The 22,047-nt window shown below is 44.7% G+C and carries 20 protein-coding genes; 12 read left to right on the forward strand and 8 right to left on the reverse strand.

The features are described from left to right. Nucleotides 1-26: 26 nt before the first annotated feature. Both V512_RS11320 and smc read left to right on the forward strand, forming a co-directional pair. Nucleotides 27-1,076, forward strand: coding sequence for a radical SAM protein (locus V512_RS11320; RefSeq protein ID WP_243392403.1), 1,050 nt, complete (start codon nt 27-29; stop codon nt 1,074-1,076). Next, nucleotides 1,063-4,587, forward strand: a complete 3,525-nt coding sequence (smc, locus tag V512_RS11325; RefSeq protein WP_099830569.1) for a chromosome segregation protein SMC — start codon at nt 1,063-1,065, stop codon at nt 4,585-4,587. Before V512_RS11320 ends, smc begins: the two co-directional genes overlap by 14 nt. Here smc and V512_RS11330 read toward each other — a convergent pair. The 8 genes from V512_RS11330 to V512_RS11365 form a co-directional block, all read right to left on the reverse strand. Further along, nucleotides 4,584-5,486, reverse strand: coding sequence for a DMT family transporter (locus V512_RS11330; RefSeq protein ID WP_099830570.1), 903 nt, complete (start codon nt 5,484-5,486; stop codon nt 4,584-4,586). The two genes, smc and V512_RS11330, sit on opposite strands and share 4 nt — an antisense overlap. Next, complete coding sequence (locus V512_RS11335) at nt 5,483-6,970, reverse strand: glycoside hydrolase family 13 protein (RefSeq protein WP_099830571.1); 1,488 nt, start codon at nt 6,968-6,970, stop codon at nt 5,483-5,485. The genes V512_RS11330 and V512_RS11335 overlap by 4 nt, the downstream gene beginning before the upstream one ends. Continuing rightward, nucleotides 6,967-7,779: a transglycosylase SLT domain-containing protein gene (locus V512_RS11340; protein WP_099830572.1), complete on the reverse strand. Its 813-nt coding sequence runs from the start codon at nt 7,777-7,779 to the stop codon at nt 6,967-6,969. Before V512_RS11340 ends, V512_RS11335 begins: the two co-directional genes overlap by 4 nt. A 66-nt stretch (nt 7,780-7,845) precedes the next feature. After that, on the reverse strand, nt 7,846-9,462 hold the full coding sequence (gene nuoF / locus V512_RS11345; protein WP_099830573.1) for an NADH-quinone oxidoreductase subunit NuoF: 1,617 nt from the start codon (nt 9,460-9,462) through the stop codon (nt 7,846-7,848). After that, nucleotides 9,459-9,962, reverse strand: coding sequence for an NAD(P)H-dependent oxidoreductase subunit E (locus V512_RS11350; RefSeq protein ID WP_099830574.1), 504 nt, complete (start codon nt 9,960-9,962; stop codon nt 9,459-9,461). The genes nuoF and V512_RS11350 overlap by 4 nt, the downstream gene beginning before the upstream one ends. A 71-nt stretch (nt 9,963-10,033) precedes the next feature. Beyond that, nucleotides 10,034-11,833 carry an NADH-quinone oxidoreductase subunit NuoF gene (locus V512_RS11355; RefSeq protein WP_099830575.1) on the reverse strand — a complete coding sequence of 600 codons (1,800 nt, stop codon included), beginning with the start codon at nt 11,831-11,833 and terminating at the stop codon, nt 10,034-10,036. A gap of 17 nt (nt 11,834-11,850) precedes the next feature. Then, nucleotides 11,851-12,228 carry a 2Fe-2S ferredoxin gene (locus V512_RS11360; protein ID WP_099830576.1) on the reverse strand — a complete coding sequence of 126 codons (378 nt, stop codon included), beginning with the start codon at nt 12,226-12,228 and terminating at the stop codon, nt 11,851-11,853. Further along, nucleotides 12,228-12,722 (reverse strand): NAD(P)H-dependent oxidoreductase subunit E, encoded by a 495-nt coding sequence (locus tag V512_RS11365; protein ID WP_099830577.1) that lies wholly within the window; start codon nt 12,720-12,722, stop codon nt 12,228-12,230. The genes V512_RS11360 and V512_RS11365 overlap by 1 nt, the downstream gene beginning before the upstream one ends. Nucleotides 12,723-12,852: 130 nt before the next feature. On the opposite strand from V512_RS11365, the gene V512_RS11370 reads away from it, so the two are divergent. From V512_RS11370 to V512_RS11415, 10 genes are all read left to right on the forward strand, one after another. After that, entirely contained in the window at nt 12,853-13,365 is a 513-nt protein-coding gene (locus tag V512_RS11370; RefSeq protein WP_099830578.1) for an adenine phosphoribosyltransferase, read from the forward strand. A gap of 12 nt (nt 13,366-13,377) precedes the next feature. Further along, nucleotides 13,378-14,742: a glucose-6-phosphate isomerase gene (locus V512_RS11375; RefSeq protein WP_099830579.1), complete on the forward strand. Its 1,365-nt coding sequence runs from the start codon at nt 13,378-13,380 to the stop codon at nt 14,740-14,742. Beyond that, complete coding sequence (locus tag V512_RS11380) at nt 14,739-14,996, forward strand: hypothetical protein (RefSeq protein ID WP_099830580.1); 258 nt, start codon at nt 14,739-14,741, stop codon at nt 14,994-14,996. Before V512_RS11375 ends, V512_RS11380 begins: the two co-directional genes overlap by 4 nt. After that, a complete protein-coding gene (coaE, locus tag V512_RS11385) occupies nt 14,993-15,568 on the forward strand; it encodes a dephospho-CoA kinase (protein WP_099830581.1) in 576 nt (191 codons plus the stop codon). The genes V512_RS11380 and coaE overlap by 4 nt, the downstream gene beginning before the upstream one ends. Nucleotides 15,569-15,606: 38 nt before the next feature. After that, nucleotides 15,607-16,869, forward strand: a complete 1,263-nt coding sequence (locus tag V512_RS11390; RefSeq protein ID WP_099830582.1) for an ABC transporter substrate-binding protein — start codon at nt 15,607-15,609, stop codon at nt 16,867-16,869. A gap of 231 nt (nt 16,870-17,100) precedes the next feature. Further along, on the forward strand, nt 17,101-18,276 hold the full coding sequence (locus tag V512_RS11395; RefSeq protein ID WP_099830602.1) for an MFS transporter: 1,176 nt from the start codon (nt 17,101-17,103) through the stop codon (nt 18,274-18,276). 308 nt (nt 18,277-18,584) lie between these two features. Continuing rightward, the gene (locus tag V512_RS11400; RefSeq protein WP_099830583.1) at nt 18,585-19,247 is read left to right on the forward strand and encodes an ABC transporter permease; all 663 of its coding nucleotides are present in this window, start codon (nt 18,585-18,587) and stop codon (nt 19,245-19,247) included. Nucleotides 19,248-19,258: 11 nt separating this feature from the next. Continuing rightward, the gene (locus tag V512_RS11405; protein WP_099830584.1) at nt 19,259-20,386 is read left to right on the forward strand and encodes a betaine/proline/choline family ABC transporter ATP-binding protein; all 1,128 of its coding nucleotides are present in this window, start codon (nt 19,259-19,261) and stop codon (nt 20,384-20,386) included. Nucleotides 20,387-20,390: 4 nt separating this feature from the next. Then, on the forward strand, nt 20,391-21,032 hold the full coding sequence (locus V512_RS11410; protein ID WP_099830585.1) for an ABC transporter permease: 642 nt from the start codon (nt 20,391-20,393) through the stop codon (nt 21,030-21,032). 11 nt (nt 21,033-21,043) lie between these two features. Next, entirely contained in the window at nt 21,044-21,937 is an 894-nt protein-coding gene (locus V512_RS11415; RefSeq protein ID WP_243392404.1) for a glycine betaine ABC transporter substrate-binding protein, read from the forward strand. Nucleotides 21,938-22,047: the final 110 nt, after the last annotated feature.

A 22,047-nucleotide genomic window follows, 5' to 3' on the forward strand; every position in this document is an offset into this window, starting at 1 on the left:
GCTGTTTAAGATTTGTTGAAGTATCTTTGTTAAATAGCGCTCGATCGGTTTATAATATTAGCATGAATATCATTCCGATTTTCGTTCCACATGAGGGTTGCAGAACGCGGTGTACTTTCTGTAATGAACATTCGGCTACGGGAGTAAGTAGACTTCCCGATGAAGCCGAGGTCCATGAAACTGTCGAGAGATACCTTTCGTTTTTCAGGGATCCCCATAAGGCAGAACTGGCTTTCTATGGCGGCACCTTTTCAGGTGAAGGCCGTCAGCAAATGTACCTTGAAATTGCAGACAGATTATTCAAGAAAGGAATCATTGGAGGTATAAGATTCTCCACGTCGCCGGGACTGCTTACTGAAGAGACGATTAATCGTATGAGATCTTACCCAATAACCTTTGTGGAATTAGGAGTTCAGTCATTCGACGACGATGTTCTGAGAGGGTGTCACAGAGATCATGGCGCAAACGAGATTTACGAAGCCGCTCGATTATTGAGAAAGAATGGAATTGATTACGGGATCCATTTGATGACAGGATTATCTGGAGATTGCGAGGCGAAGGACATGTTCTCGACAAAGGAAGCAATCAGAGTCGGTGCATCTTGTGTGAGGCTTCATCCAGTCGTTGTACTGAAAGGATCGATTCTCGAAGAAGAGTATCATCTTGGAGCATTCACGCCGAAAGGAATTGAAGAGTCACTTGAGATTCTATGGAAGATGTACCTTTTGCTTTTGCTGTCTGAAGTGAAAGTTAGTAGAGTAGGGATCTGTCTTTACGGAAGACAGGTGGCAAATGTAGTTGCAGGTCCTTTTCACCCTGCTCTTGGGGAACTTGTCAGAGATAGGCTGATGTTTGAGATCTTAAGAGAGTTCTGCGTGCAGAATAATCGTCGCTCTCTTTGCCTTGATAGATCGAACAGCAAATGGTTCACAGGCCATAAGAAGGGAATTCTCGCAAGAGCATTTAGAGAGGGGATTTCAATCTCCTTTGTCGAGAATGGAGAGGATGTCGATTTGCCTTTCTACATGAAGTCTATCGGGGAAAGGATTCTGGGGGGAGTCTATGCTCAAGCTTGATTCAGTTTATATCAAGGGGTTCAAGAGCTTTGCCATGCCGACGAAATTTGATGTATCATCGGGAATTACAGCTGTGGTCGGTCCGAATGGAAGCGGCAAGTCGAACGTTGTGGATGCAATAAGATGGATGTTCGGAGAACAGTCGATGAAGAACATCCGTGCTGACAGTAGAGAGGATGTGATCTTCAACGGTTCGGAGAGGTTTCCGCCATCAAACTCTGCTGAAGTAAGACTGGTGTTCGAGTCGGAGGAAGGGACCTTCTCAATAGCAAGAGAGATTTCCAGGGACGGGCAGTCGATGTATAAAGTTAACGACAAGCAGTCTAGGCTGAGAGATATCAGAGAGTTGTTCCAGGGGACAGGAGTAGGGATGGATATCTACTCGATTGTTGGTCAGGGACAGGTTGATAAGGTCGTGACAGCCTCACCTTACGAGTTAAGGGCTCTCATTGAAGAGGCCGCAGGCACGGCTGTTTACAAGGAGAGGAAAAAGGAAGCACTCGGGAAACTGGCGGCAACCGAAGAGAATCTGAGCAGGCTTGAAGACATTATCTTTGAGCTTGGCAAGCAAAGGAAGTCGCTATATCTGAAAGCGAAGAGGGCAGAAAAGTTTGTTGAGTATTCTGCGAAACAAAAGGAACTCAAGAACCTTTACTTTGGCAATATCGCAAGACTGGAAGAAGAGAAGCTTACTAGTCTGAGAGAAAGATTTGACAAAGCACGAGATGAACTGAAGGATCTTCAGAAAAAGCTAATTGAAGGTGAATCGAACTGGTCGGCCCTGAGGGCGGAGTTTTCTGAGGTCGACAAGGAGATTGAGGGTTTTACGAAACTTCTTGAAGAATATAAAAAACGTCAGAATGACTTGCTCGAGCTTAAAGAAATGTACACTCGAAGATTGAGTGAGAAAGAGAACCGACTAATTGAAGTCTCCACTAGGATAGATAATTTCAGATCGGAAATCGATGATCTCGATAAGAGAAAGGATGAGATCAAACTGATTATTGATAGTCTTGAGCAGCAGATCTCTGATGAAGAAGCCGCCCTTTCCTCTTCCGAAGAGGAGAGAGACTCGCTGGTGAAGAATTACAGTGCGCGTGAACGAGAATGGCTGAAACACCAGGAGAGTTTTGAGTCAATCTCGAAAAGGCTTTCCAAGATAGAGAATGAGCTTGAGAGACTCGATAACAACCGTGAGGATACGGGCAAGAGGCTAAGGTTAATCGAGAGTCAGCTTGAAGCTAAGAGCGCGAGGTTTGAGACTCTCAAAGATGAGACTGAATCACTCGCCAAACAAGGTAAGGAAAGCACCGAGAAGCAGCGCAAAGTTGAGAGAGATATTGGTGCGTCAAGAGAACGCCTGAATGAACTAGATACGGAGCTTGAGAAAGCAAGAGAGAAACTCTCTAAAGATGAAAATGAGTTAAGGCGTTCTCAAATGGAAAGATCCCTACTTGAAAGACAACAGGAAGAGTATCAGGGTTTTTCCAAGGCTGTGAGAGAGGTATTCTCGAGAAAGGATAGTTTTGCAGGCCTGAGAGATGTGGTTGCGAATCTTATCCAGGTACCAGAATCATACGAAACTGCGATAACTATTCTTCTCGGTTATAGAATGCAAGATATCGTGGTTGATGATTCCATAACCGCAAAGAGAGTCATCGAGTTTCTCAAGACATATAAGATCGGCCGTGTCACACTGCTTCCTATGGATATGATTGAAGGGAACTTCAGGAACTTCACCAGAGTGGAGTCGCATCCTGGATTCATAAACTACGCAGCCAGATTGGTTGATATTCCCTTTGGCTTCGAGAAGCTCCCGGTGTATCTCTTTGCGAATTCAGTTGTCGCCAGAAGTTTGGATGATGCAATCGAGATGAGGAAGGAAGCAGGCTTCTCGGGAAGAATAGTCTCTGTTGACGGTCAATTGTTGAGTGCTGGCGGTTCGATTACTGGTGGCTTCATTGGGGAAGAGACGAGAACCGATTTGCTTTCGAGAAAACGAAGAATTCAAGAGCTTCTAGAGAGAGAAACGAAACTCGAGAAAGAGATCCAGCTCGGTGGTAAGCAGATAGGTAGACTGAAAGATGAAACTATTGAAGTTCGCGGCTACCTTAAGACATTGCAGGAAGAGCTGAACGAACTTGCCTCCAAAGGGGCCGCGATAAACAGAATGATTAGTGAGCTCCTTAAATCTGCACAGGAAGTTGAAGAGGAGATATCGGAACTAACTAAGCTCGAAAATGAGTATACAAGAAGGTTGGAGGAGAATTCGAGAAAGAAGGAGATTCTTGTTGGAGAGCAGACTTCTCTGAGAGAAGAACGATTGGATTTGGAAAGGAAAGTCGAGGCCGAATCCGAAGAGTTGAAGAAACAGAAAAAGGCTCTTGAACAGCTCCAAGAGACAATAGTAGACACTAGATTAAGGCTTTCAACTCTATATGAGAAACATGAACAGTATACGAAGGAACACGCATCTCTAATTCAGAAGAAGAAGAACGATCAGGAAAGTATTGAGCTCCTGTCTAGGGAGGTAACTGAGCTTGAGTCGGAGACAGAACGCCTAAGAAAGCAAGTAGCCGATCAGGAACGGGAGCTTTCATCGGTCAAGAAGGAAACAGAGAATCTCTTCTCTAGCATTAGATATCAAAGAGAGGGAAAGGAGCAAAGACTATCAGCCCTTCAGGAGGTTGAAGAAGAGATTAACAGGTTGAAGGATGAAAGAGAGAAGCTTCGTGAGCAATCTCATCAAATCGAAATGCATATTCAAGAAAGTGAAATGAAGCTCTCAAGGGTAAGAGAAGAGTTTGAAGAAGATGCGAGCGAGATTCAGATCCTGTCAGAAGAGAACCTTAAAGATGTAAAAGTGGAGCTTGATGATTACGAAAACAAGCTGAAGTTTCTTGGCAGTGTTGATCTTGAGGCAATAGACGAGTATGGAGTTGTGGACAAAGAGTATCAGGAACTCGATGAGCAGAAGCGAGATCTGGAAGAAGCCAAGGTGAAGTTGATAGAGCTGATTGATAAAACTGATGCGAAGGCCAAGAACATTTTCATGGAGACGTTCAACAACGTGAACAGTAACTTCAGCCATTACATTCAGGAGATTTTTGACGGTGGGGAAGGAGAAATCAAAATCATCCCGGGTGAAGATCTTCTTGAGACCGGTTTGGAAATAACTGTAAGGAGGCCTGGAAGGAAAGTTCAGAAGCTGCAACTTCTCTCTGGAGGAGAGAAAGCACTTGTCGGTATTGCACTAGTGTTCTCCTTATTGAGTATAAAGCCCAGCCCCTTCTACGTTTTAGACGAGGTAGATGCTCCTCTTGATGACTTCAATGCGGAGAGGTTCAGGGTGCTGTTGAGAAAGCATGCTACCGATACTCAGTTTCTTGTTGTCACCCACAACAAGCTTGTTATGGAAGTTGCCAACGTTCTTCACGGAGTTACGATGACAGATGGTCTCTCAAGAGTTATTCCAGTAGAGCTTAAATCGGTTGAGACTGTAATCGGTTAATCTTTTCCGTTTGTAGAAGTCAAATGACTAGACTCCCTTGAAATAACTACAAGCATTCCAATACCAATGAGTGCTGATCCCGAGAAGAACATAAGAGAAGGGGAGTTCTTTAGAAAGAGTATATCTGCAATGATTGTGAACACAGGAATGGTGTAGACCCAGAGAGTTGCTGCCTTCCCGCCCCAAAGATTTATGCCTTTGTTCCACATTATGTACCCAAGAGCGGAGGCGAATACACTAAGAAAGAGAATCCCTCTTACTGCACCTTGAGAAAACTCAACGGGCTTGTTTAGAATGAACACCTCAGTTACCACGAGAGGTGATGAAAAGAGAAGACCCCAAAGCATTATTTCCAGAGTAGTCCATATTGAGCTGTTGTGTATCTTCTCGTAGAAAAAGGTGTAGGCAGCCCATGAAACTGCAGCGCCAAAGGAGAGGAGATTTCCAACTGTACTAGAGCCTTCGGAGAATCTCCCTGAGAAGATGATTACAAAGAGTCCGGCAAAAGCTACTAAACCCCCAAAATACTCCAAGAAATCGAATCGCTTCGTAACAACATCGTAGAGAATTATTGTCAGAATCGGTGCGGTGGAGACGATGAGAGAAGCATCAGAAGCGTTCGTCAAAGTCAGTCCGTAGTTTTCAAACAGGAAATAGAACGTGATTCCGAATAATCCAGCCAAAGCAGCATTCTTGTGATCGACGGTCCTAAACGAACCTCTTTTCCGTGTAGACAACGGAAAGAGTATACCGACCGCTATGGAGAATCTTATATACGCTAGTAGCATTGGTGGCAGTGATTCAACGGCCACCTTCGTAAATATATATGATCCTCCCCAGATCATAGCTGTCGCTGCAAGAATTACGAGACCGAAGGATCTTTCTTTTGTTCTTCTCATACTCTCTTATATGGGGAGTAATCTGAGTTGGATCTAGAGATCACAGGTTCAAGTATTAGAGCCTCGTATGGGTGAAGGTCAATACTTATCGTCCCAAAGGATGCACTAAAGGCCTTTCCTGCAATAGTGTCCTTCATCTCCGTTCCATTCATGAGAAAGCCCTCTTGCAGAAATACTCTTGACCTTACATTCTTTTCTGTAGGATTTACGATGCAGACTAAAAGATCATCAACAATTCCAGTTGTTCTCTTGAATGAGATTAGAGAATGATCAGAGCTGACTAGGGGTTTGAAGTCGCCCGACCGGAGAGATGGTTTGCTTGAACGAATGGTGTTCAGAGTCTTGTATAAGTTCAAGGTCTCAATCTCCTGGCTCGTGTGCTCCCACTTCATCGGTGCCCTATTCTCCGGATCGTTGCCTCCTTCCATACCTAACTCTTCCCCATAGTAGATCAAAGGGACGCCCGGAAGGCAATACTGGAGAATCAACGCTGCTTTGATTCTGTCTATGGATCCAAGCTCGTTCTTCAGTCTCGGTACATCGTGTGAAGAAAGGACAGTCCAGGACTTCGACAGGAATTCCAGGCCTGCATCTCTAACTGCATCATTAATAATGTTAACTGCATCTTTCCCTGAAACAAAACCGTTCAAAGCTTCCCATATTATCAACCTGAAGTAGTAGTTCATAAGCCCATCAAGACCCGATCGCTCCGGCCAGCTCCCTGGGTAATTCCATATCTCACCAATCACGCACGAATCAGGTCTAGCAAATCTTGTTCTTTCGACTATTTCCTTCAGAATTTCAGGACCCAGATCATATGCAACGTCTAGCCTCCAGCCATCGATTCCCATGTTGAGCCAATGACGCAACACTGATTCCTCTCCCTTGAAAATGATTTCCGCAAGATCGGGGTTCTCCAGGTTCAGTTCGACAAGATTACCGGAATTCATCCAACCCCTGAATCCCTTCTCTCCCCTTATGAAGTACTCCATCAGTCTTTCGTTGCCTTGAAAAGCCCCTGGTTCATCGAAGATCTCCAGCCCATTGAACCACCTTCCAGCAATGCCAGCATGATTAAACACTCCGTCAAGTACAACTCTAATTCCCATTGCGTGGGCACTCTCAATTAGGGCAACAAAGTCTTCTTCAGTGCCAAGATCGGGGTCGATAGCGAAGTAATCAATTGTGTCGTACTTATGATTTGTGTGAGCCCAGAATACCGGATTCAAGTAAACGGTGTTTGCTCCAAGCTCCTTGATGTAATCAAGTTTTTCGACTATGCCGATCAAGTCTCCTCCCCAAAAATCATACTGGTGACTTCCGTCAATTGAAGCGAGAGGTCTTTCTTCCCAACTTTTGACCTTTTGTTTGGGGAGCGAATAGTACCCTTCCTCTTTCTTCTGAAAGACAGTCTTTCCATTGCCCAAATTGAATCTATCGGGGAGCACCTGATATACAATTGCATCCTTCTTCCAGTCTCTCATCTTCTCTCCTCTAGCAGCTCATTGGCATACGCGAGGTATACCATTCCAAGAAAGATATTGTTTCTTACAGACCAGAGTTCTTCAGGCTTGATGTTTATTTGAGATTGCCTTAACCATGAATTCAGAGTCCAGAGAGTCATCTCGTAGATTTGCATGAGTCCTCTCGAATAGACGTATGATGAAAAGGATTCGTCGATGCTTCTCTCTTCCATCAAAGCAAATGGATTCAATGATGACTCAACTGTCATAATAGACAGTACCACCGCCGGATCGAGCTTGGAGAGATCTAGAGTACGAACTCTTCCACCGATAATAATCTCTACCTTCGTACCGCCGAACTCGACAAGCGAATCGTAGATCTCCTCTGAAAGGCGTCTTCTAAAGAGATCCGATCTATCGGAAAGCAATTTGCTGGATTCAATCAACGAAGCAACTTTTCTTTCTAGATCAGGATACTCCTTTTTCGTTCTGGCCTGTGTAAGCTTTGTAAGGGCGGAGTTATATTCGAAAATCCTCTCTTCAGGCAGATTATGCATTCTAATCGAACTGTTTAACATTAGTTCATTTGAAGGGTTCTTGTCGGTGAAGTAGCTGTAGGCATCAAGTACTCGATCATCATACAAGTAGGTGGGGCTATTGAGAAAAGTCTTGTAATCAGCGCCCAGGCCTGCATTGTAGAGGACAGACAGAGCTGCAACTTTCTCAAGCTTGTTCTTTTCGCCTAGAGAAGTGAGTATTAGTGCAATAGTGATTATCGAGGCAAGCAGAATCATTAGCACAATTAGATCAGTCTTCTTACCTTTGTCCATAGTCCACCTCTCGGCAATTATAACAGAGAAAAGGCCGGGTCGCCCCGGCCAAAGATTTCAACGTATTTACCTCTTCTTTGGTTTTTCGAACTTGCAGACACCAACAGGACACTGCGGAGCATCTACGTGGGCAAGGAATTCCTCCTTGAATCTATCCAGGATAGATCTCAAGGGTACAGGTACCGATTGTCCTAGACCACAGAAAGAAGAGTCTTCCATAGTTTCAGATATGTCATATAGCTGACTGAGCATCTCTGTGGTTCCTCTTCCTTTCGAGAACTCATTCAGAATATGGACAATTACATGAGTTCCTTCTCTGCATGGCGAGCACTTTCCGCAAGATTCATGGGCGAAGAACTCCATGAGATTCTTTGCTGTATCTACTGCACAGTGGGTCTCATCAATTGCAAGAATAACACCCGAACCTAGAGATGCACCATACTTTTTGAACGAGTCGAAATCAAGTTCTGCATCCATCTCTTCGGATCTGATAAAAGTGCCTGCAGCACCGCCGGTCTGTACCATTTTCAAAGCTCTTCCGTTCGGTATTCCTCCACCGAACTTGTGAACAAGATCTCGAACAGTAGTGCCCATGGGGACTTCAACTATTCCTCTTTTCACCAAATTACCACACAGAGAGAAGACCTTTGTTCCAGGTGATGACTGGGTCCCAATAGATTTGAACCAGCTTGCTCCTTTGTCGACTATCGGAGGAACACACGCAAATGTCTCCACATTATTAACAACTGTCGGCTTATCATATAGTCCGCTTACCGGCGGATAAGGCGGTTTAAGTCTTGGCCTTCCGGATTTACCTTCGATAGACTCTATCAAAGCAGTCTCTTCTCCACAGACATAGGCGCCTGCTCCCAGTCTCACAGATAGATCAAATGAGAATTCAGTTCCGAGTATTGATTGACCGAGAAGGCCATACTCATAGACTTTACTGATTGCATCTCTAAGGCTTGCAACGGATTCGAAATATTCTCCTCTGATGTATATGTAACCCTTGCTGGCGCCCACTGCATAACCTGCAATTGTCATGCCCTCTATTACGGAATGTGGATCGCCTTCCATTATCAGTCTGTCTTTGAACGTTCCTGGCTCACCTTCATCTGCATTGCAGATCACGAATTTCTCCTCTGAATGAACCTTCTGGGTGAATTCCCACTTAAGTCCTGTAGGAAAACCGGCTCCACCTCTTCCTCTTAGGTTGCTCTTCTTTAGTTCTTCAATAACGGCTTCTGGAGTCATTCGTAGGGCTTTGGCAAGACCTTGATAGCCATCACGAGCAATATATTCTTCGAGATTCTTTGGATCGATCGAACCTGCGTTTCTGAGGACAATACGTTCTTCTTCAGATGCCTTGCCAGCGTGCACATGTCCGCTACCTTCGAAGTCTGTAACAATCAATTCTCTGACTCTTCGACCCTTCAGAAGGTGCTCGGTAACCATCTTTTCTATGTCAGCTTCAGTCTTGATAGAGTACATAACATTGTCAGGCAGGATCAAGAAGAGAACCCCTCTTCCATAATCTCCAAAAGAGCCTGTTTCAAGCACCTCTACCAAAGAAGTGAGATTGTAGTTCTCGGTCAGGGTGCTTAGGTAGTTCTTGAAGTGTCTTGCACCTAGTAGCAAACTGTTCGAATCAATCGATACGAGGACGGTTATCGGTTTGTTCACAATGACTCGCTCCCTTCTCTTGACACTATTTCATCTATGATTTCCGAGACTCTTTCAGGAGTGAGATTGCCATAAGCTTCATCATTTATCATCATTACAGGGGAGACTCCGCATAGTCCCAGGCAACTCGTTTCCTCAAGGGTAAAAAGGCCGTCTTCTGTAGTCTCGCCGAAATCTATTTCCAGTCTATATTTTAAAGAGTCAATCACTGCCTGACCGCCTGTAACATGGCATGGAAGGCTCTTGCAAACTCTTATTACATGTTTCCCTCTCTTATGAGTAGCAAACATTGTGTAGAAAGTCAGTACTTCATAAATCCTTGAAAGAGGTGTTCCTGTCACTTCTTTCAGTGCTTCGGCTGCCTCTATTGGTATAAAATTGCCGTAGTGATCCTGAATCGCATGAAGAGTGTTAATAAGCACATCGCCTCTTTCAAGACTCTGGCTGCTTACGTCTTCGTAGATTCTCGATACTATCTCATGAACGTTCTCAACAGACATACAAGTTCCTCCCTTCAACCCTCTTCGAAGTAGCAAAAGAACCCCCGCTCAAGGGGGTTCTTGTAAACCTTTTATGGTGATACCTTGCTAATTGCACCGAATCTACAAACTGCGAGACAACTTCCGCATCGCGTACAGATTTCCGGATCTATTTCGTGAGGTTTCCGTACCGAACCGCTTATTGCGTCAACCGGACAGACTCTCGCACAGGCTGTACAACCTACACATTTCTCTTTGTCGATTACAACCCTCATCAAAGTCTTGCACTTCTTTGCAGGACATTTTCCTTGATTGACATGAGCCTCGTATTCGTCCCAGAAATACCGCATCGTTGAAATCACAGGTTGTGGAGCGGTTTGGCCAAGCCCACAAAGTGAAGTCGCCATGATATTCTCGCCAAGATCTTTTAACAGCTGTAGATCGTTCATGGATCCTTCTCCTTCTGTTATCTTTTCGAGAATTTCAAGCATCCTTCTCGTTCCGTCCCGACAAGGTGTGCACTGACCGCAAGACTCCTCAACGGTGAACTCGAGGAAGTACTTAGCAACATCTACCATGCAGCTGTCCTCGTCCATAACTATCATCCCGCCCGATCCAATAATCGTGCCGAGTTTCTTCATATTGTCATATGTTATTGGCGTATCTATCAATTCTAATGGAATGCATCCTCCACTAGGACCACCTGTCTGGATCGCCTTAAGCTTCTTTCCTCCGGGAACACCTCCGCCAATCTCATAGATCAATTTCCTTAAAGTAATTCCCATCGGTACTTCCACCAGTCCTGTGTTCTTCACATTTCCGGCCAGAGCGAAGACTTTGGTCCCTCTTGATCCCTCAACACCATACTGGCTAAACCATTCGCCGCCATTTATGATTATCGGGGGGATGTTTGCATATGTCTCGACATTGTTCAAAAGGGTTGGTTTTTCCCACAATCCTTTGCTGGCAGGGAAGGGAGGCTTGACTCTCGGTATACCTCTTCTGCCTTCTATTGAGTTTATAAGAGCCGTCTCTTCTCCACAGACGAACGCACCAGCACCGATTCTGATTTCTAGATCGAATGAGAAGTCAGTTCCGAGGATGCTTTCGCCCAAGAATCCGTATTCCCTTGCTGTCTTCATGGCGTGGGTCAACCTTTCAATTGCAAGTGGATATTCGGCTCTAACATAAACAAAACCCTTCTGGGCCCCAACAACCCTGGCAGCGATGGTCATAGCTTCAACAATTGTATGGGGGTCACCTTCAAGAACGGCTCTGTCCATGAATGCACCAGGATCGCCTTCATCTGCGTTACATATGATGTATTTTGTTTCTCCCTTTGCCTTCTTAGTCAGGTCCCACTTCATCCAAGTGGGGAAGCCTGCTCCTCCTCGTCCCTTCAATTCACTCTTCTTCAGTATTTCAACAACATCATCGGGACCTATCTCAAAAAGAACTTTATGTAGTGCAAAGTAACCGTCCCTTGCAATATACTCATCTATTGAAAGAGGATCAATTACACCCAGATTTCTTGTTGCGATCTTTACCTGTTCAGTGAAGAAAGGAAGCTCTTCCTGAGGCTTTTCCTTCATTTCTCCAGAGTCGCCTTTATATAAAAGCTCTTCGACTACTCTTCCCTTTAGAATATGTTCTTCGACTATTCGGGCTGCACTCTCTGCCGTAATCTTCTGATAAAACACCCCTTCAGGATAGATTACGAGGATCGGCCCTAGGTCACAAGCACCCATGCATCCAGTCTCCACAACCCTAACTACACCATCTAATGAATACTTCTTCAGGGTTTCTTCAAATACACTCTTAACGCTCTTCTCGCCTGCAGAAATGCAAGCCCCTCCGGCACAAATAAGTACCGTGTTTTCAACAACGGGCACCCTTAATCACCTCTTCGTTAAAGTTCTCCTCTTTTCACTATGAGATCTCCGACAACTTTACCACCGACAATGTGTTGCTCAACGATTCTCTTTGCCTGAGCAGGGGTAACATGCCCGTAGATTATCGGCTCAGCTCCTTCCAAGTGAACCTCAATAGTCGGTTCGACATCGCAAAGGCCGAAGCAACCGGACTGCACGACAGAAACATCGTCGACCCCCTTCTCATCGAGTGAATCTACGATGGCCCTAAGTGTATCCTTTGCGCCTGCTGCAATTCCACAGGTACCCATAGCAACTATCACTTTGCCTCTCTTGCCTGAGTCACGCATCTTAAGACCCTTCATCGCGTTCTCTTTGATTTTCATGAGCTCTTCAAGGCTCTTAATCTTTGCCATCACTCGGCCCTCCTATATTTGTCTAGAATCTTTGATACTTCATCAGGGGTGACTCTTCCATAATAGTCGTCTTCACCGACCAGAACTACCGGAGCCATGCTACAGGCGCCGAGACATCTTACGGCATGAATTGAAAAGAGTCCGTCGGAGGTCGGTTCATTCATCTCGACTTTCAGCTCATCGTGGAGCCTCTCAAGTATCTTATCTGCGCCCTTAACATAGCAGGCAGTTCCTAGACAGACCTTTATCTGGTTCTTTCCTTTTGGCTTCATGTTGAAGAAATTATAGAAAGTTACAACTCCATATACCTGACTCAACGGAATATCCAACTTTTCGGATACGTGTTGCTGTAATTCTTCAGATAGATAACCGAAGACTTCCTGCGCCTTGTGAAGTACATTGATGAGAACGCCCGTGTTGCCTTTTACTGAAGCAATATACTCATCAAGTTCATCGTAGAGCTTCTGACAATCCGGGCAATTTACGAGAGACAAATCTTGCACCTCCTTTGAGGAAAGAATGTTATTTATTTCACACATGCATTATAACATGCACCTAGAGAAATGGGCTGATTCCTGTGTTAAAATAACCCATGTCAAAGGAGCTCTATAAGGAGGAGATTAGATGGATCTAGAAGCCTTTGTGCGTGACGTTCCAGACTTTCCAAAGGAAGGCGTAGTTTTCAAGGATGTCACTCCATTGTTAAAGGATCCCCTTGCTTTTAGAGAGTGCATTCTGCAGTTGTCAGAAAAAGCAAGAAAGTTCGATTTCAATATAATGGTTGCACCCGAAGCAAGGGGTTTTATTTTTGCCGCTCCTCTTGCTTTTGAAATGGCGAAGGCACTGGTTCCAGTCAGGAAACCCGGAAAGCTTCCTTACAAAACCAGGGAAATCGAGTACGAATTGGAGTACGGCAGAGAAACCCTTCAGATGCATGTGGATGCGATTAGTGATGGAGATAAGGTGCTAATCGTCGACGATATTCTTGCCACGGGGGGGACTATGGAAGCTATCGCCCGCATCATTGAAGACAGTGGAGGAGAAGTCGTCGGAATTCTTTGCCTTGCGGAGTTAGGATTCCTGGAGCCCAGAAAGAAACTGTCTGGGTACGATGTAGAGACAATAATCACTTATTGACGGAGGTTTGAAATGCTCAAATATGACTTCTCGTTTGCGTTCAGGGAAACACTTGAAAGCGGCCTGGCCTTTGATGAGATGACCGAGATTGGGAAGACGTTATCGGCGAATTTCGAGAAGATCTTCCGCCCCCTTCCTGGTTTTCTCAGAATACTTGAAGATGATGAGATCATTGATGAAGTAAAGGCATTGAGATCATGGATTGAGAAGTTCGACAATTTCGTTGTCATAGGGATTGGAGGCTCTGCGTTGGGAAACCAGGCTTTGCATTTTGCACTAAAACCCATCAACTGGAATCTCTATGAAAGAGACAAGCGAGCTGGAAAGGCCAGGGTATTCTTGCTTGATAATGTAGATCCCGATATGATCACGGCGATTCTCGGAGAACTGGATTTAGGAAAAACCGTTTTCAATGTTATCTCCAAGTCTGGAACAACTGCGGAGAGTATGGCAAACTATCTGGTCGTCAGGGGCCTGCTTGAGAAGCTCGATCTTCCTGTGAAAGACCACTTCATATTCACGACGGACAAGGAAAACGGAGTCTTGAGACAAATTGCCGACAGTGAGGGAATTAGAACCTTGACGATTCCAGAGGATGTTGGAGGTCGCTTCAGTGTTTTGACTCCAGTTGGTTTGCTTTCGGCCGCTGCAGAAGGAATAGATATCGATCTCTTATACGAGGGCGCTAGATTCGGAAAAGAGAGGTATTTAAGAGAGGATGTGAAATCGAATCCCGCTGCCGTAAGTGCGCTGATTCACTACGCCTACCTGAAGAAGGGACACAATATATCGGTGATGATGCCGTACTCAAACAGGCTCTATACACTTGCTGATTGGTACAGACAATTGTGGGCCGAATCTCTAGGAAAGAAGTTCGATGTCTCAGGAAGGATTGTCCACTGTGGGCAGACTCCCGTGAAGTCTCTGGGGGCAATTGATCAACATTCTCAAGTACAGCTTTACAGTGAAGGACCAAGGGATAAGATAGTTACTCTAATCAAGGTAGAGGACTTCGGTAATCAGCTTACAATACCATTCATTCATTCCGATATCGAGGCTTTGTCCTATCTGAATGGAGTAGAAGTAGGAGAATTGCTTAATGCGGAACTCAAGGGAACGGCGATCGCTCTTGCGGCAAACGGCGTCCCAAATATCTCGGTCACATTCCCGCAGATTGACGAGGTACATGTTGGCGAATTTATCGTCTCATATGAGATACAGACGGCAATTATGGGTTTTCTTCTCAGAGTGAATCCATATGATCAGCCGGGAGTTGAGCTTGGGAAGAAACTGACTTACGCTTTCATGGGAAGAAAGGGATACGAAGAAGTAAGGGATAGATATGAGGAGAAGACCTCCTGGAGGTTCGAGTTATGAAATCAGAGCTTATGAAAGTTCTCGACGATTTTTCGGTAGAGGAAGCGTATTATGCTGCCGGAGAGGCAATACCCACTTTTGTTATAGTTTCAATGGAACCTGAGAATCTCTTGCAGAAAATCGGAGAGATGGAAGAGATTGAGGCTGATATTATCGTTATCAGTCCCGACGAGAGAAAGAAGCTCGAGAGTGCAGACAGTGATATGTCAAGAGTGGTGATGAGTGTTATCGAATCAGGAGAGAAGCTTCTTTGACCGTTATAGGGCTTGCTGGCAAAGCCGGAAGTGGCAAATCCACGATAGCTGAGCGTCTTGAAAAACTTGGTATCGAACGGATCTCCCTTGACGAAATTGGTCACAGTTCTTTGATCGAAGCGAAACAAGAGATAGTTTGCTCATTTGGAAAAAGGATTCTTACCTGTGACGAAGTAGACAGAAAGAAGCTTTCTAGGATTGTATTCCGAGATGGAAGCTTGCTGGACAGACTCAATCAGATAGTACACCCGATTATTAAGAAGAAGGCACTGGAAATTGTTGAGAGAAGCGATTCCGATCTCCTTTTAATTGATGGTGCGCTGATTCATGAAATCGGGCTATCTAGCTATTGTGACAAGATTATCTGGTTTGAGTGCGCAGATGAAGAAGCTGTTAAAAGACTTGTGAATAGAGGAATAAGTGAATCTCAAGCCAAATCAATACTTTCTTCGCAATCATATCTCGATCGCAATAAAGAGTTAGCAAATGTTGTTGTTTCAACGTCTGGCTCCATTGAAGAGACTTTCAGAACAACTATGGAGGTTCTTTTTGAATGGGGCATAGTGGTATAATTGGTTTACTTAGACATTTCTTATAAGGAGGTAGGGAAATGCGCAAGAAACTTATTCTAGCTCTGATAATTGCGTCTTTTTCGGTGTTCGCCCTTGCTGCGACTGAGATTGAGTTTTGGCATGCGATGGGTGGTGCTCAGGGAACGACGGTCAACGAAATTGTAGATTCTTTCAACGAAGCCAACCCCGACATTGAGGTGAAAGCGATCTACGTGGGAAATTACAGTGCTTTGCAGCAGAAGCTGCTAGTAAGCGCAGAAAGTAGAACCCTCCCCGCTCTTTCACAGGCATACGGTAATTGGACCGCGAGGTTAATACCACGAGGTGCTGTTCAGGAGTTGAATTCGCTAATTTCCGATCCAGAAGTTGGATTAACCGATGAGGAATGGACCGCAATCTGGGACCCGTTTAAGAGAATGGTCACATGGGGAGATACTGTCTACGGGCTTCCCTTCAACAAGAGTACATATGTGCTGTACTATAACACAGATCTCTTTGAAGAATACGGATTGGAAGTACCAAAGACCATGGATGATCTTCTCTTTGCCGCGATGATGCTTACTGAAGACAAGAACAACGACGGACAGATTGACCAATATGGCTTCGGGTTCAGAACGACGATCGATCACTTCATGATTTTCTTGAGGGCCAATGGCGGGGAAGCAATTGAAATTAAGCCAGACGGTTCGGTTGATGTCATAATTAACTCGCCTGAAGCTAAAGAGGCGCTTCAATTAATGTACGATATGGCTCACACCTACAAGGTTGCGCTTTTTCAGGGCGGATACCTGGACGCCCCGTTTGGAGATGGCCAAATAGCTATGTTCGTTGAGACGATCGCATCCGCTTCTTATGTTGACTCCGGTTCCAGAGGAAAGCATGGCTGGGCATGGGCTCCAGTTCCTATGTGGAAGGTTCAGGCACCACCGTTCGCTGGAACGGACGTTGTTATGTTCACCGGCATCACACCGGAGCAAAAAGCAGCTGCTTGGAAGTTCATGAAGTATCTCGTTAGCCCGGAAATCCAGGCATATTGGTCCGTAAAAACAGGATACATGCCAGTAACGGAGATCGCTCTGACAACTCCCCAGTGGAAGGCATATGAAGAACAGAACCCAACTGTACTTGTTCCAATCAGCCAGATCCCGTTTGGCTCGGTTGATCCTAATGTTGCACTGTGGGACGATGTAAGGACTGTTCTTGGAACTATGGTAGGAGATGTGATAAACCAGAAGAGGACTGTCGAAGAAGGTCTTGCGTGGGCTGAACAAGAAATCCTGCGAAAAGTGGCTGAACAGTAGATAAATGCACTATCGAAAAAGGAGGCCTTCGGCCTCCTTTTTCAATTGGATTATGTCCAGGAAAACAAGGAGAAAAATGGTTTCGATGCTCAAAGAGGGCAAGAGTTCCGTAGATGCTAGAGAGTGCTGACTTCGCAACCGTGACGCGTGATATCTGATAGGGTAGAATACTTACAGTCCAATACTCTGTTAGATCTTCCTTATTAAACCTTTAAGAGAGGCGGTAAAGTGATGAAGAGCTTTTTCCACGCATTCAACTTCTATGCATTCTCCTTTTCGATACTACTCTACTTGCTTACTTCATCGATAAATACAAAGGCCGCAGAGTGGGGTTTGTCGTACCTAGCGATAGGTCTGATAAATTTCCTGGGCTGCTTCTTCTATGTTTTCTCTGCTCTGGTGTTTGGAAGGATGGGTGACAAGACTGGCTTCAAGAGGAATCTCTCTTCTGGAATGATTATTATGGCGATCTCACTCGTATTCGGGTTCTTCTGGGCACATCCGATTGATTTGGTCGTATCTGCGATAGGAATGAACATATTCTTCGGCTTTTTCTTTCCATCAGTTGAGGGATTGCTTTCAAAGTCAGAAAGAGCAGAAGGAGTCGATCCCGCTGCAACCGTTATTCGTTTCGTTCTTTCCTGGAGTGCCGGAAACATGTTAGGAATGGCGCTCGGCCCTTTCCTTATTCAAAGATATCCAATAGCGGTCTTCGCTTACGGCATACTTCTCAGTCTATTCGGCGCTATTCACATAAGATACCATATGAAGAGGTACGGTGAGTTGCTTCCCGGTCCTTATGATTCTAGACTGAAAGAGTCCTTTGGTAAAATCGACTTGCCCAATATACGAGACTACAGAAGGGTCTATAGGATCACTTTTCTGCTTGCCGGTGTTATCTATACAAGTGGAATGGCTCTATTTCCCAAGCTAATATCTTCAACGGGGATCCCGCTGGAGAGTGTTGGCTTCCTAACTGTAGGTGCTAACATTGGGGTCTTTCTGTCATTCATATTCATGAGTTTCTTTCGCTTCTGGGTTGGTAGTCCACGAGTATCTCTATTTATTATGACGGCAGTATTTGTCGCAGCAATTACAACCTTTTTTATGCCCGAAACGGCACTCACGTTCTTTCTGTCGACTCTGTTTTCTGGTGCCACATATGCTGTTCCCTATACGTTTGCGATTTTCTATGGCCTCAATTCACAGGACGATGATCAAGGAAAGCAGGGAGGATTTCACGAGTCGATGGTTGGTGTGATCTTTGGTGTTGGTCCGCTTCTAGGGGGATATTTTCTTCAAGTGTGGACGAGTCTCAAGAGTATGGGAATCATGGCCACAGTCCTTATGGCGGTGATTATCGTAAGTCAAATGACCTTTATAAAGAGAATCAGTATTAAGCGATAATTAACTTAGATAACAGTTACTTCTAGCGCATAATTCTCTTAAAATAAACCTCACAAATTTAGTTACTCTTCATTTATTCATGCCATATTCTTTGAAATGCACTCGCTAGATGTGATATAGTAGGTATGCAATGCTAGTCTATTGATTAAATTATTCTGGTTAAGATCCTGTCCAAACTAGCATTATCCATTTTATTCGGATCATTAAGATAATCTTGATGCTGAAAGTGAATAGCGGTTTCTTGGGGGAAGGTCTTGACCACAAAGTTTTCTCCGGCTCTTTGTCGGAACTTCTGGAAGGAGAAGCATATGGGTTTTTTTGAGTATCTGGGAAGAAACTACGACCTCGTTTTGATAGAGCTGCTGAATCACATAAAGATCATCGCGATAGCGGTACCTATTGCAATTGGAATTGGAGTACCCATTGGGATAATCGTCTCACGAAATAAGAAGGTCTCGTCGATAGCTCTCTATGGAGCGGGTATCCTAATGACGATTCCCAGTCTAGCTCTCTTCGGCTATATGGTCGTTTTGCTTGCTCCGCTGAAAGCAGGTATTGGTGTCACACCGGCGGTTATTGCCCTTGTGATCTATTCTTTCCTGCCTGTTATAAGGAATACAGTAGTAGCTGTGAATTCAGTTGATCCTCGAATGATAGAGGCGGCCAAAGGAATGGGGATGACTAATAGCCAAATACTTTTGAGAGTAAGACTTCCACTTACTATTCCGATCATCATGGCTGGCGTGAGAAATGCTGCGGTAATGGGTGTAAGTGTAGCGACTATCGCCTATCTCGTAGGAGCGAGAGGTCTGGGATATTTTATCTTCTCCGGACTTGGAAGATCGAATTTCAACATGGTTCTTCTTGGAGCGATAATTGTTTCAGCCTTGGGAATAGGAATGAACTACGGTCTACTTGCCCTGGAAGAGGCCATTACTCCTAAAGGTCTGAAGATTGAACGGGACAAGTGAGGAGGAGACTGATGTCGATAGAATTTAGGCACGTAGTTAAAGAATATGAAGTTGGGTTCAGAGCCGTGGACAATCTGAACATTTCATTTGAAGACAAGAAACTAACGATACTTATCGGTCCTTCTGGTTGCGGAAAGACAACAACTCTCAAAATGATTAACAGATTAATTGAGAAGACTAGCGGAGATATTATTATCGACGGAACTTCTCTTGACGAAATTGATCCCATTAGATTGAGAAGAAGTATCGGCTATGTGATTCAGGAGATTGGGCTCTTTCCTCACATGACCGTATTCGATAATATTGCAGTAGCTCCGAGGCTTATGAAGTGGGATGAATCAAGGACAAAGAAGCACGTCTACGAATTACTTGATCTAGTTAATCTCGAGCCTTCAGATTTTGCAGAGAAATATCCGGCGCAGCTTTCAGGCGGGCAACGTCAGAGAGTAGGAGTAGCAAGAGGTCTCGCATCGGATCCAAAGATTGTTCTGATGGATGAGCCCTTTGGTGCTATTGATCCAATCAACAGAGAGAAGCTTCAGGATGGTTTCCTCGAGATCCAATCGAAGATTGAGAAGACAATTATCTTCGTAACTCACGACATCAGAGAGGCAATCAAACTAGGAGACAAGATTGCAATTCTGGATAATGGAAGACTCGTGCAGTATGCCGATACCATGAAGGTGGTTCAGGAACCCGCTAACGAGTTTGTTGAGGATCTTCTTGGAGCGGATAGAGCACTGAAGGGTCTTGAACTTGTACGGGTAAGGGAGACTTACGTTCCCGGTGGAAAGTGGATCGAAGATGCAGGTGACAGCAAGGTGAAAAAGGCAAAGGATTTTCTAAACAATGAGGGAAAGAAATTCGCATATGTTGTAGACAAAAACAAGAGGCTCCAGGGCTACGTTATGTTGCGGCAGCTAAACAAGGCATCTGATCAAGAGCCGCTGAAGAAGTACTTAAGATCAATTGAGACTATACAACCTCTTTCGAATTTAATGGAGGCAATGTCATTGATCATGAATACCGGGCTTTCCTCATTGCCGGTCGTAGACGATAAAGAGAGACTACTTGGGATCCTAAGGTTCAGGGATCTTGTAAACCTTGTAGGCTCTTATGAATCATCTGACGAGGAGTGAGGCTATGGAAGTCTTCGAATATATGGTCGAGAACTCTGATTACATTATGGACAGGTTTATCGAACATATTTTTATCTTCCTTACTTCTTGGAGTATGGCAGTAGTAGCTGGTGTCGCAATTGCGATTTTCGTTACCAGACCAGGGAATAGAAGGATCGGGAGAATTGTTCTTTCTATCACTGGAGCAACTCAGGCCGTTCCCAGTATAGCAGTAATAGCTCTTGTCTTCCTTTTTATGGGAATTGGAGCTGCACCTGCTGTGGTTGCTCTTTTTCTTTACAGTCTGGTGCCGGTAGTCTTCAATACGGCATCTGGCCTAATGAATGTCTCAATGAAGATGAAAGAGGCAGCTAAAGGAATGGGAATGACTAACAGGCAGATATTGTGGAAGGTGGAAATGCCGGTGACAGTTCCAACGATGCTCTCAGGGATTAGAAGTTCTGCAACGATAAATATCGGTACTGCTGCTATTGCCGCGTCAATTGGCGCAGGTGGCCTTGGGGAGATCATCTTCACGGGACTTCGCATGACAAGAGGCCCAATGATAATTGCCGGAGCCATACCAGTAACCTTACTGGCTGTGGCTGTTGATATAATCCTTGGCTTTTCGGAAAAAGCACTGACTTCGAAAGGCCTCAGAACATGATGAACACGGAGGTGTCTAAATTGAAAAGACTACTACTAGTAGCACTATTGGTTGTTGTCGTGACAACTCTATCGTTTGGTCAGACAAGACTGAATGTTGGAGCAAAGAACTTCACAGAACAGTACATCGTCAGTAGCATGATATCACAGCTTCTTAGAGATGCTGGGTTCAGGGTGACTGAGAGTTTTGGAATGAGTTCGTTCGTTGCAAGAAGCGCACTCGAAACCGGGCAGATCGATCTTTATGCTGACTACACTGGAACAGCCTGGCCGACATATCTAGGGCATGAAAAGATGATTAGAGATCCTTTGGCTCTGTACGAAGCCGTGAAGGCGGAAGATCTCGAAAATGGAATCGTATGGCTTGACATGGCTGATTTCAATAATACATATGCGTTAGCTGTGAGAAGAGATTTCGCTGCTGAGCATGGACTGCAGACTCTTGAAGATCTCGCTGAACTAACTCACGATGACCCTGATCTTCTCTTTGGAATCGTGTACGAATTTCTTGAAAGAGATGATGGGTTCTGGCCTATGAGTGAGACTTACGAGTTTTCTGTCGAGAAGAGGCAGGTTAAGACAATGGAGATCGGGCTGACTTATGAGGCACTTGATAAAAAGCAGATCGACATCGCCATGGTCTTCTCTACTGACGGAAAGTTGGAAAAGTACAACTTGCTTGTACTTGAAGACACTAAGAATTTCTTCCCGTCATATAATCTTGCCGTAACCGTACGTAAGGAAGTTCTTGAAAGCCATCCTGAGATTGAGGAGATCTTAAGGCCGATATCTGTGTATCTTACAGAACCGATAATGATCAGGCTGAATTACCTGGTGGATGCAGGAGGTTACGAGCCTGATGAGGTTGCCGAAGGGTTCCTAAAGGGATTAGGCTTAATAGATTAAGTTAGCTAATGTTAAGTTTTGGGGCCGCCTCATGGCGGCTCTGCTGTTTTTCCAACATCCTCAGAATTGAAGTCACTATTATTCTCAACTTTTCTGAACATAAGTCGCAG

The organism is Mesotoga sp. Brook.08.105.5.1 (assembly GCF_002752635.1).
GTDB lineage: Bacteria > Thermotogota > Thermotogae > Petrotogales > Kosmotogaceae > Mesotoga.

Bases quoted from the DNA above. Each gene is read 5' to 3' on its own strand.
- smc (WP_099830569.1), top strand. From the start codon at position 1,063: ATGCTCAAGCTTGATTCAGTTTATATCAAGGGGTTCAAGAGCTTTGCC.
- V512_RS11330 (WP_099830570.1), bottom strand. From the start codon at position 5,486: ATGAGAAGAACAAAAGAAAGATCCTTCGGTCTCGTAATTCTTGCAGCG.
- V512_RS11335 (WP_099830571.1), bottom strand. From the start codon at position 6,970: ATGAGAGACTGGAAGAAGGATGCAATTGTATATCAGGTGCTCCCCGAT.
- V512_RS11340 (WP_099830572.1), bottom strand. From the start codon at position 7,779: ATGGACAAAGGTAAGAAGACTGATCTAATTGTGCTAATGATTCTGCTT.
- V512_RS11350 (WP_099830574.1), bottom strand. From the start codon at position 9,962: ATGTCTGTTGAGAACGTTCATGAGATAGTATCGAGAATCTACGAAGAC.
- V512_RS11360 (WP_099830576.1), bottom strand. From the start codon at position 12,228: ATGGCAAAGATTAAGAGCCTTGAAGAGCTCATGAAAATCAAAGAGAAC.
- V512_RS11370 (WP_099830578.1), top strand. From the start codon at position 12,853: ATGGATCTAGAAGCCTTTGTGCGTGACGTTCCAGACTTTCCAAAGGAA.
- V512_RS11375 (WP_099830579.1), top strand. From the start codon at position 13,378: ATGCTCAAATATGACTTCTCGTTTGCGTTCAGGGAAACACTTGAAAGC.
- V512_RS11380 (WP_099830580.1), top strand. From the start codon at position 14,739: ATGAAATCAGAGCTTATGAAAGTTCTCGACGATTTTTCGGTAGAGGAA.
- V512_RS11390 (WP_099830582.1), top strand. From the start codon at position 15,607: ATGCGCAAGAAACTTATTCTAGCTCTGATAATTGCGTCTTTTTCGGTG.
- V512_RS11395 (WP_099830602.1), top strand. From the start codon at position 17,101: ATGAAGAGCTTTTTCCACGCATTCAACTTCTATGCATTCTCCTTTTCG.
- V512_RS11400 (WP_099830583.1), top strand. From the start codon at position 18,585: ATGGGTTTTTTTGAGTATCTGGGAAGAAACTACGACCTCGTTTTGATA.
- V512_RS11405 (WP_099830584.1), top strand. From the start codon at position 19,259: ATGTCGATAGAATTTAGGCACGTAGTTAAAGAATATGAAGTTGGGTTC.
- V512_RS11410 (WP_099830585.1), top strand. From the start codon at position 20,391: ATGGAAGTCTTCGAATATATGGTCGAGAACTCTGATTACATTATGGAC.